The sequence below is a fragment of the Brevibacillus sp. HB1.4B genome, from assembly GCF_013284285.1.
In the GTDB taxonomy this organism is placed as follows: Bacteria; Bacillota; Bacilli; order Brevibacillales; family Brevibacillaceae; genus Brevibacillus; species Brevibacillus porteri.
In genome coordinates, this window is sequence record NZ_JABSUT010000024.1 from 1 (window position 1) to 9,656 (window position 9,656).

A 9,656-nucleotide genomic window follows, 5' to 3' on the forward strand; every position below is an offset into this window, starting at 1 on the left:
TGTTAGACTGGCTGAGTTTATTGGGTCCACCTTATTCGCTTTTCTTATAAACTTTATTCGGTTACCTATAGTCAAAATAGTATCACCCCTAGATGGAATAAAAGAAGTCCCGATGATCATTAACTCCATCATCGGGACTAAACTAAGCAGTTTCACACTTTTTTACTGGTTTCACTGTTCTTTTTACGTAACATCAAAGTGACAAACTTCATTACTCAGTTACAGACTTTATTACCTAGTGACAAAGTCTATTATTTAGTGACAGACTTTATTATCTCTGAACAAAAGGATGTTCTTATTCTTCTACCCTACTCAACCGTCACACTCTTCGCCAAGTTCCGCGGTTTATCCACGTCAAGGCCACGAGCGACAGAAGCGTAGTAAGCAAGCAATTGCAATGGAATGACGGTCAGAATCGGTGTGAGCATTGGCAGAGTGGCTGGCATGTAAATGACCTCATCCACACTCTTCGCCAGGTCGTGGTTGCCTTCAGTCGCAAAGCCCAGTACATGAGCGCCGCGAGCTTTTACTTCCACAATGTTGCTTACCGTTTTTTCGTAGATGTCTGGTTGCGTAGCCAAAGCTACAACTGGAACATTATCTTCAATCAGCGCAAGTGTACCGTGCTTCAGCTCACCAGCTGGATACGCCTCGGAGTGAATGTAGGAGATTTCCTTCAGCTTCAGAGAGCCTTCCAGCGATACCGCATAGTCGAGGCTGCGGCCGATGAAGAACAGGCTGCTTACCTCTTTTGTGCCCTCTGCAAAGCGACGAATTTGATCATCGTCATTCAGCATGGAAGCGATTTTGCCAGGGATCTCGCTCAGGTGCTCAACGACCTCAGCAACCTCAGCAGCCGCCATGGTGCCTTTTACTTGAGCCAGATACAGGCTGAACAAGTACAGGGCAACGACTTGGGAGGTGTATGCTTTCGTAGATGCTACCGCTACTTCTGGACCCGCCCACGTAAAGATCACTTCGTCAGCTTCACGAGCTACAGAGCTGCCTACCACGTTGGTGATAGCCAATACCTTCACGTTGCTCTTCTTCGCCTCACGCAGCGCAGCCAGCGTGTCTGCTGTCTCACCAGATTGGCTGATGACGATCATCAGTGTCTTGTCTGTGTAGATCGGATCACGGTAACGGAACTCGGAAGCGACTGCTACCTCTACAGGTACGCGAGTCCATTTTTCGATAACATCCTTACCGACGAGACCTGCGTGCATGGAAGTACCGCATGCCACGATGTAGATGCGATCGTATGTCGCCAGCTCCGCATCGCTCATTTTCAGCTCAGGCAAAATCACTCGCTTGTTGTCCTCGTCAATGCGGGCACCCATGGTATCGCGAACAGCTTGAGGCTGCTCGTGCATTTCCTTGAGCATGAAGGAATCATATCCGCCTTTTTCCGCTTGTACCAGATCCCACTCGACATGGAACAGTTCCCGCTCGATTTTCTCGCCGGTCTCTGCGTTCATCAGTTCCACACCATCGCGAGTCAATACAGCCATTTCGCCTTCGTTCAAAATGTACACGTCACGTGTATGCTCCAAAATAGCCGGGATATCCGAACCGATAAAGCTCTCGCCTTGACCCACACCAACTACCAACGGGCTAGCCAAACGAATCGCTACCAGCTTATCTGGCTCATGCTCTGTCATGATTCCCAATGCATAGGCACCACGCATGCGTTGAACAGCACGACGCGCTGTAGAAACGATATCGCCATCGTACATGTCAGCGAGCAAGTGAGCGATAACCTCGGTATCTGTCTCAGAAGTGAACGTGTAGCCTTTTTCCAGCAGCTCTTCTTTCAATGGCAGGAAGTTTTCGATAATCCCGTTGTGAACGACTGCAAACGCCGATTTCTCGTCTGTGTGTGGGTGGGAGTTCTCGTCAGACGGTTTTCCGTGTGTCGCCCAACGCGTATGCCCGATTCCCATAGAACCTGCCAATGGATTCGACTCCAAACGACCTTCGAGAACAGCCAGGCGCCCCTGAGCTTTTGAGTACTCCAATCCGTTTGCATTCACGACAGCGACCCCTGCTGAATCATAGCCGCGATACTCCAGCTTGCGAAGTCCTCCGATCACGATGTCTTGCGCTTGTTTATTTCCAATATATCCAACGATTCCGCACATAAGTGTATGGTCCCCTTCCAATTTGGCGAGGGACTTCGACCCGAACAATGGTACGGGGGTGAGTCCCCCGCCATTCCATGTTTTTTATATGATCATTCTGTTTCATCTATTTCGGCAATGACAAAAAACATATCACACGCAAGGTTTTGTCCATCAGATCACCCTGATGTTTTGTCCCTGCGCTCTGCGGCAGTGATACTGCTGCCGGGAGGTATCCGCCGAATGCTTCGATAAACCTCCACCTCGTCCACTGGGCTCCATGTCGGGCAGCCTCAGTGCTGGCGCTTTTCAATGGTATGCATTTGATTTACGATGCTTGTTCTTTTTTGCACAATCCCTCCCAATTTTTTCTTTCTTGGTGCTAGCGCACATGAACACTGTACCACAGATTGTGGAGAGCGACAATATCTCGTCGTCGTATTTTAGTTGTATGCAAAAGGGAGCGGCATCGAAACCGCTCCCTGCTACTTTTTACACTAATTTTACACCAGTTCTTGTTTAACCACGTCAACAATCCGATTCACGAGCCCTTCCAACTGAGCCGCATCTGGACCTTCTGCCATGACACGCACGATTGGCTCTGTTCCGGACGGACGAACCAGAACGCGACCATTGCCAGCCAAATCTTCTTCCACTTCACGAATCGCCTGCGCAATCGCTTCATTGCCATTCAGCTTTGACTTGTCCTCTACACGGACATTGATCAGAAGCTGCGGATACTTGACCATCACTTGTTTGAGCTCGGACAACGGCTTGCCAGACTCCTTGATGATGTTCAAGAGCTGCAGACCCGTTAACAGACCGTCTCCTGTCGTATTGTAGTCCAGGAAGACGATATGACCGGACTGTTCGCCACCGAGATTATAGCCGCCGCGCAGCATCTCTTCTACTACGTAGCGATCCCCTACAGCAGTCTTCGTCGTATTGATGGAGCACTCTTCCATCCCTTTGAAGAAGCCCATGTTAGCCATTACTGTCGTGACAACTGTATTGTTGTTGAGCTTTCCTTTTGCCTTGAGTGCTCGTGCACAGACCGCCATAATATAGTCGCCGTCGATGATTTCACCATTATTATCTACTGCAATGCAGCGATCCGCGTCCCCATCAAAGGAAAGACCCAGGTCTGCTTTATGCTTCAATACTTCTTCTACTAGACGTTCAGGATGCGTTGAACCGCACTGGTCATTGATGTTGATTCCATTCGGATTCGCACCAATCGTGATCACTTCAGCGTCCACATCCGCAAACAGACGAGCTGCCAATGATGAGACAGCACCATTTGCACAGTCCAGGACTACCTTCAGACCGTCAAATCGCTCAGATACGGTACTCTTCAAGTGAGAGAGGTACTTTTGTCCACCCTCCAGGAATTCCAGAACCGTCCCGATTTGTTCGCCTGTTGGTCGAGGCAAAGTGTCCTCTGCCGCGTCCAAATACTGTTCTACTTCAGCTTCCACTTCGTCGGACAGTTTAAAACCGTTGCTGCCGAAGAACTTGATTCCGTTATCCGGAAACGGATTGTGAGAGGCGGAGATCATAACACCCGCATCTGCACCAAGTGCACGTGTGAGATACGCTACCCCCGAGGTGGAGATAACACCCAATCTGACCACTTCTGCTCCAACCGATAACAGTCCAGCCAAAAGTGCGTTTTCCAGCATTTGTCCGGAAATGCGCGTATCGCGCCCAATCACCACTTTTGGTTTCCCTTCCTGCTTGTGTCTGGTGAGAACGTAACCGCCAACGCGTCCGATTTTAAATGCCAGTTCGGGTGTCAGTTGTGTATTTGCTACACCGCGTACACCGTCTGTTCCGAAATACTTCCCCATGATTGTCCCTCATTTCCTTCCTTGTGCACACAACAGCTTATGTCTACCTTTGCTTGTTCGTGATTTGAATTGTGACCTTTCTAGGTGCGCCCGCAGAAGTCTTGATATACTCCGACTGATTGAAGATGTAATTCAATGGTACTTCGTATACACCCGCCGGCATATTGCTGACATCTGCTACGACCTGCAAGTCTTCATGCCTCAACTGATTCAGCACGTCTGGTGCGCCGATCACGTCGAAGTCGATTGTAGACATCTCTTGGCCATCGGTGGATAGTACCTTTGCTTCCATGCTTTCTGATAGCCCGCTAATGCGAATCGGAATTTTATCCAAACGCTTGGTCGTTGATGGAACGACTTTCAGCGATACGGTCACATACTCCGGCTCGACCTTCACAATATTATCCATTAACGGTATCTTTAACTCTATATCGCGATCTGATGTAATGTTGCCGAGATCGATTTCCGGGCCTGGGTATGTGTTGGATTTGATGCCATCAATGACTTCCTTCGGTCCATAGACCGTGACCTCTTCCACATTCATACCCATACTAGCCAAACTATAGCCATTTGGTAATTCATTCGTCAAGTTTAATTTGATTGGCACTTTGGCAAACGGACTCGTTACGGGGATGTTCACTTCTACCGTAAGTGGCACCACATCGGCCCCTTGAATCACGTTACCAGACTTGTCCACGACTTTGAGCGGAACCGTTGTCTTGATTGCCGAAGTAGCCCCTTCCAAATCAACCGAAGCCTTAACTGCTGCTACCTTATTCACTTGGCTTTCAGGTACCCTTACAAGCGCTCTAAACGGCTTCACAATAGGCTCTCCAGCCGTGTAACCAGGGGCGACCTGTCCCAATTTCTCCACGGAAACTTCACGCTCAACGGTCTTTTTCTCTTCCAAGGTAATTTCCACGATATTCGGTATGATCCCTACCTTGACTTCATCCGGGAATCCCTTGTACTGGACAGGTACACGATGTGTTCCTTTGCCCAGGCTTGTCGCATCGACATACACTTCCCACGATTCCTCTGGGAAGAAATTGTGTCGATAAAAAGGATTATTGCTTTCCAAGGCGACCTTTACCGTTCGTTGCTGCTTGACCACCTGATAACGATCGGTATCGTATCTCACATGCAAATTGACACTATCAATAAAAGTTGGCTGACTTGCCTCAGGAGTCGTCGTTTGTTCTGCTTCCAGATTGACAATCATCCATGTCATGATAGCCAAAAGCAACGCAACAGCACGTGCAAACCAGTGACTGTTTAACCATTTATCCATGTTTTCGCCTCCATTGCCAACGACTTCCCATGGATTTGCCTTTGGACAGAGGCTGAAGCTGTTCTGTCAGCATCTCTGCCAGTTGCGCCTCCGTCAGATTGCGATTCATTGCTCCATGCGCGGCAAAGGACACCTGACCAGTCTCTTCGGATACGATGATCGCAATGCCATCGGATACCTCACTTAACCCTATTGCCGCACGATGGCGCGTCCCCAACTCCTTGGAGATGGAATTGTTTTCAGACAGTGGAAGATAACAGGCAGCAGCCATAATCATGTCTTTTCGCATAATGACTGCACCATCATGCAACGGTGTATTCGGGATGAAAATATTAATCAACAGCTCTGAGCTGACTCGCCCGTTAATGCCAATACCCGTTTCCACGTAGTCATTTAGACCCGTCTCTCTCTCAATGACGATCAATGCACCAATACGACGCTTGGCCATGTACGTAACCGATTTGCCCACCTCTTGAACCAAGCGGCTAACCGCCTCGTCATCCTGCGTACTGCTTGAACGGGAAAAAAGCTTGCCTCGACCAAGCTGCTCCAGTGCTCGACGCAACTCCGGTTGGAAGATGATGACGACCGCCAAAACCCCGAATGTAAAAGCTTGATTCATCAGCGCGTGCAGTGCCGTCAGCTGAAAATATTTGCTAAGGAACCATGTGATGACGATGACCATAATCCCCTTCAGCAATTGTACAGCGCGCGTCCCGCGAATAAGCATAATGATTTTATAGAACACGTATGTAACGAGTAAAATATCCGTTGCATACCGTAGCAAATCCCCATATTCCATGGATATCGATATCATAACGAAGCCCCCATATCTCGCTCCATCTAATGAAGTCAGTCTATCTCCTGCGGAAAAAGCACGGCTCCACTGCCGTGCTCTGATAGCTGTACTCTCTATTTTCTCTTATGGCAAGATCGGAAGCAAGTCATTTCCAATATTTTTCACCTCATACCAAATCCAATCTACGATTGCTTCGATTGATTCGGTATTTCCCACGACTTGGGCGGTAGATGCCACGAACACTTTTCCTTCAATAGCCACAACATTTCCTGTTACATGGCCTTGAACATCTACGTTTCCGTTGCGGACAACCAAGTCTCCATTAATATTGGTTCCTGCTGGTACAACTACGACATTGCGTTCACGATCTATTTTTAATTTATCCAAATTAGCAGAGGATACCTGTAAAGTGTCATCTCGGTCAAACCAACTGTTGAATACGCTGCCGGTCATCAAAAAGAGAAATACCGCTGCAGCTGTCAAAAACGGATGATTTCGAAGCCATCCTGATAACAGATTCGCTTTTGTCGGCGCAGGCAATTGCGCAAGTACACGAGCTGTAAAATCAGAAGAGACATGAATATGTGAAGCGCTTTGAACAAACGCGATGGCTCTCTGCAACTCATGCATATGCTGGCGACAACTCACACAAGACTGTATGTGTGTTTGCAATTGCAGATTGGCTAATTCATCAGTGTCCCCATCTAAATATTCGTGGATGAGGCAAATCATATCCCGGCATTCCATCGTGATTTTCTCCTTTCTCACATCAATCGCAACTTGCTGCGTAATGCTTCCCTTCCTCGGTGGATACGCGTCTTGATTGTCGTTATGGGAAGCTTTACGATATCGCTGATCTCCTGCAACGACAAATCCTCAATATAACGCAAGATCATAATCGAGCGATATTTGGGCTGTAAGTGAGACAAAGCATCTTGCACCGTCTCCTGCAGCTCCTGCGTTACGACTTTGTCTTCCGGTGTTCGCTCGTTAGAAGACAGGCGTGAATACCAGTCCAGGCCTTGCCCTGGTTCGGTTTCTTCATCCAATGAAAAGTCAGGTCGTTTTTTCCGGCCACGGTCGATACATAGATTGGTCGCGATCCTGTAGATCCATGTGGAGAACTTATAGCTGTCATCGTATGAATGCAAATTGGCATAGACACGCAAAAATGTTTCTTGCGCAATGTCCTCTGCATCCTGACGGTTTCCCACCATACGATATGCGAGCTGAAATATCTTGTCTTTATAAATCTCGATTAACTCCGCAAAAGCTTCACGGTCTCCGCGTTTTGCCCGCTGAGTCAACCGTTTCTCTACAAAATCCATGCGATCCTCCCCACAATACCGTAATCCTATATACGGATGTTACTGCATATGGTTTCATTTTTTATCTTGTGTTTGTGCGGATAATTTGTTGGGAAATAGAGGAATAAGCGTCTTGCTTTCCTCTATATATAAGTAATGATAGCTCATTTATCTCACAGGTGGAAAGGAGAGTGCAACGATTGTCAAAAAAAGACGTTCTCCTCGAGATTGAGATGCTGCGAAAAGAACTCAACGAACAGTACAAAAAACAAGCCTGCATTACTCCAGAATTAGTTACGCTAAGTGTACAACTGGACCAGCTATTAAATAAACTTCGTCTCCATCCTTAGAATGTACCGCTTTCCCCTATCAATGTAAAGATGCGGAAAAACAAAAAAAGAGGGCCAAAAGCCTCTCTTTTTTCATGATGATCTTCATTTATTTTACAGTAATTTATCACCAAAAACGGAACTCATTAAAGCGACTGCAACGCGAGCTGTCATGTTTTCTCGGTCTAGAATCGGGTTGACCTCCACGAATTCTGCCGAACAAAGAATATCTGCATCTGCCAGCATTTCCAATGAGACATGCCCTTCACGATAGGAGATACCACCTATTACTGGCGTCCCTACTCCCGGAGCATCGTGTGGATCAAGTCCATCCAAATCGAGACTCAAATGCACGCCATCTGTGTTTTTGGACACATGCGCGATTGCTTCATCCATGACTCGAGCCATACCCAATTTATCAATTTCATGCATGGTGAAAACCTTCATTCCAATACGCTTGATCAATTCACGCTCACCTTGGTCCAGATCACGCGCACCGATGATGACCACGTTTTCTGCTTGTACCTTTGGTGTATATCCCCCAATGCTCGTCAGACGCTCATGCCCATAACCCAAGCTCGCTGCCAAAGGCATACCGTGAATATTTCCCGATGGAGAAGTGGCACCCGTATTCAGATCACCATGAGCATCAAACCAAATCACGCCCAGGTTTTTTACGTGCTTAGCCACACCTGCAATGGTTCCAAGGGCAATGCTGTGATCGCCCCCCAATACGAGCGGGAATCGACCAGCAGTCATGATATCGCTTACAACATTGGCAAGCTTTTCATTGGCTTCCACGACTTCATCCAGGTATTTATGGTTTTCCGTCTCGGTGAAGTGGTGAGGACGCATTACAAAAATATCTCCTCGGTCTTCAATATTGAAACCCATCTTTTCCAAGCGTGCTACCACACCCGCATAACGGATAGCGCTAGGTCCCATATCAACTCCGCGGCGGTCTGCACCTAGATCCATCGGTACACCAACAATGCTCATATTTTTGTTCATAGAAGTGCCACCCTTTCCTTCGTTCATTCATTCTCTACCCCTATATTGTAGCCTCGGAAAGCAAAATGACTCAACTCGACATGATTTTGCATAAATAACCTGTCGGACAAGCTTTGTCAAAAGCACAAAAAAACGAGCAACCCTTTCGGTTTCTCGTTTCTAGTAAGCATATGGAGCGGGTGATGGGAATCGAACCCACGCGACCAGCTTGGAAGGCTGGAGTTCTACCATTGAACTACACCCGCATATAAAAATGGTCGGGAAGACAGGATTCGAACCTGCGACCCCTTGGTCCCAAGCCAAGTACTCTACCAAGCTGAGCTACTTCCCGATAAGTGGCGTGCCCTGAGAGATTCGAACTCCCGACCTTTTGATTCGTAGTCAAACGCTCTATCCAGCTGAGCTAAGGGCACCTATTATGATTTTAAAAAACTGGTGAGCCATGAAGGACTCGAACCTTCGACCCTCTGATTAAAAGTCAGATGCTCTACCAACTGAGCTAATGGCTCGCAAAATGGCTGGGGTACTAGGATTTGAACCTAGGAATGACGGAGTCAAAGTCCGTTGCCTTACCGCTTGGCTATACCCCAACAACCCGCAAAATAAAAAAATGGTGGGGAGAGACGGATTCGAACCGCCGAACCCGGAGGGAGCAGATTTACAGTCTGCCGTGTTTAGCCACTTCACTATCTCCCCATTTTTTATGGTGGAGGCTGACGGGATCGAACCGCCGACCCTCTGCTTGTAAGGCAGATGCTCTCCCAGCTGAGCTAAGCCTCCAAATCCCTGACAAAGTGACGAGTATGCTAAGCAGCATACTCTGATAACTTTGCAGGTACCTTAACCATTGTTAAGGCGTTTTTAGGTGACCCGTAGGGGATTCGAACCCCTGTATGACAGCGTGAAAGGCTGCTGTGTTAAACCGCTTCACCAACGGGCCAAGATCATG

General features: G+C 47.8%; 9 protein-coding genes and 8 tRNA genes. 1 reads left to right on the forward strand and 16 read right to left on the reverse strand.

Annotation, left to right across the window (positions count from 1 at the left end; all coding sequences use genetic code 11):
- Positions 1 to 308: 308 nt before the first annotated feature.
- The 7 genes from glmS to sigW all read right to left on the reverse strand — a co-directional run bounded on the left by glmS (position 309) and on the right by sigW (position 7,388).
- The gene (gene glmS, locus HP398_RS30380; RefSeq protein WP_069852815.1) at positions 309 to 2,141 is read right to left on the reverse strand and encodes a glutamine--fructose-6-phosphate transaminase (isomerizing); all 1,833 of its coding nucleotides are present in this window, start codon (positions 2,139 to 2,141) and stop codon (positions 309 to 311) included.
- 106 nt (positions 2,142 to 2,247) lie between these two features.
- Positions 2,248 to 2,433 carry a hypothetical protein gene (locus HP398_RS30385; protein WP_173624490.1) on the reverse strand — a complete coding sequence of 62 codons (186 nt, stop codon included), beginning with the start codon at positions 2,431 to 2,433 and terminating at the stop codon, positions 2,248 to 2,250.
- A 190-nt stretch (positions 2,434 to 2,623) separates the two neighbouring features.
- Positions 2,624 to 3,970, reverse strand: coding sequence for a phosphoglucosamine mutase (gene glmM, locus HP398_RS30390; RefSeq protein ID WP_017247075.1), 1,347 nt, complete (start codon positions 3,968 to 3,970; stop codon positions 2,624 to 2,626).
- A 43-nt stretch (positions 3,971 to 4,013) separates the two neighbouring features.
- Positions 4,014 to 5,261, reverse strand: coding sequence for a CdaR family protein (locus HP398_RS30395; protein ID WP_017247074.1), 1,248 nt, complete (start codon positions 5,259 to 5,261; stop codon positions 4,014 to 4,016).
- The gene (gene cdaA / locus HP398_RS30400) at positions 5,254 to 6,078 is read right to left on the reverse strand and encodes a diadenylate cyclase CdaA (protein WP_017247073.1); all 825 of its coding nucleotides are present in this window, start codon (positions 6,076 to 6,078) and stop codon (positions 5,254 to 5,256) included. The genes HP398_RS30395 and cdaA overlap by 8 nt, the downstream gene beginning before the upstream one ends.
- A 105-nt stretch (positions 6,079 to 6,183) precedes the next feature.
- A complete protein-coding gene (locus tag HP398_RS30405) occupies positions 6,184 to 6,807 on the reverse strand; it encodes a zf-HC2 domain-containing protein (protein WP_017247072.1) in 624 nt (207 codons plus the stop codon).
- Between the two features lie 17 nt (positions 6,808 to 6,824).
- Positions 6,825 to 7,388, reverse strand: a complete 564-nt coding sequence (sigW, locus tag HP398_RS30410) for an RNA polymerase sigma factor SigW (RefSeq protein WP_016742677.1) — start codon at positions 7,386 to 7,388, stop codon at positions 6,825 to 6,827.
- 170 nt (positions 7,389 to 7,558) lie between these two features.
- Here sigW and HP398_RS30415 point away from each other — a divergent pair, with 170 nt between their 5' ends.
- Entirely contained in the window at positions 7,559 to 7,717 is a 159-nt protein-coding gene (locus HP398_RS30415; protein WP_017247071.1) for an aspartyl-phosphate phosphatase Spo0E family protein, read from the forward strand.
- A gap of 93 nt (positions 7,718 to 7,810) precedes the next feature.
- Here HP398_RS30415 and rocF read toward each other — a convergent pair whose 3' ends face one another.
- From rocF to HP398_RS30460, 9 genes are all read right to left on the reverse strand, one after another.
- Complete coding sequence (rocF, locus tag HP398_RS30420) at positions 7,811 to 8,707, reverse strand: arginase (RefSeq protein ID WP_173624491.1); 897 nt, start codon at positions 8,705 to 8,707, stop codon at positions 7,811 to 7,813.
- A 171-nt stretch (positions 8,708 to 8,878) separates the two neighbouring features.
- Positions 8,879 to 8,952: transfer RNA gene (locus HP398_RS30425), tRNA-Gly, on the reverse strand.
- A 9-nt stretch (positions 8,953 to 8,961) separates the two neighbouring features.
- Positions 8,962 to 9,038: transfer RNA gene (locus HP398_RS30430), tRNA-Pro, on the reverse strand.
- Between the two features lie 5 nt (positions 9,039 to 9,043).
- Positions 9,044 to 9,120, reverse strand: a tRNA-Arg gene (locus HP398_RS30435).
- 20 nt (positions 9,121 to 9,140) lie between these two features.
- Positions 9,141 to 9,216: transfer RNA gene (locus HP398_RS30440), tRNA-Lys, on the reverse strand.
- A 6-nt stretch (positions 9,217 to 9,222) separates the two neighbouring features.
- Positions 9,223 to 9,297, reverse strand: a tRNA-Gln gene (locus HP398_RS30445).
- A gap of 21 nt (positions 9,298 to 9,318) precedes the next feature.
- Positions 9,319 to 9,403 (reverse strand) — tRNA-Tyr (locus HP398_RS30450).
- A gap of 8 nt (positions 9,404 to 9,411) precedes the next feature.
- A tRNA-Val gene (locus HP398_RS30455) sits at positions 9,412 to 9,487 on the reverse strand.
- 86 nt (positions 9,488 to 9,573) lie between these two features.
- Positions 9,574 to 9,647: transfer RNA gene (locus tag HP398_RS30460), tRNA-Glu, on the reverse strand.
- Positions 9,648 to 9,656 lie beyond the last annotated feature (9 nt).